General features: G+C 58.0%; 1 protein-coding gene. It reads right to left on the bottom strand.

What is annotated here, in order from left to right; genetic code table 11:
• Nucleotides 1-392 (bottom strand): condensation domain-containing protein (locus ACQ76X_RS36335; protein ID WP_438498717.1); only part of this gene is annotated, 392 nt, incomplete at its 3' end.
• Nucleotides 393-410 lie beyond the last annotated feature (18 nt).

Here is a 410-nt window from a genome sequence, read left to right on the forward strand (position 1 = left end):
ACCGCATCCGGCGTCTTCTCCGCCTGCGCCTCGAACAGACCGTGGATCGTCGCTTCATGCGGATACGCCGCCGCCGTGTCGTTGAACCCGTGCAGCAGCTCCTCCTTCTCCTCCGGCGTGACAAGCGATATCGAGCCCACCGGCCGCTGCGCATCCGCCAGCATTTGCTGCGCGATCTCCCGGATATGCCCTTCCATTCGCCGGATGAATGTCCCGTCGTATACCTTGGCGTTGTAGCAGAAATTAATCGACAACTCTTCGCCCGGGAATAGCACGACGGTTAGGTCATAATTCGTCTGCTCAAATACTTCAACGTCACGGATCCCAAACGAAGCCTCATCCGTCCCGCCTGCTTGCCCAAGCGCTTCGGCGATCGGATAGTTCTCGAACACCAAAATATGGTCGATCAG

The organism is Paenibacillus sp. IHBB 3054 (assembly GCF_051594305.1).
GTDB lineage: Bacteria > Bacillota > Bacilli > Paenibacillales > Paenibacillaceae > Paenibacillus_AQ.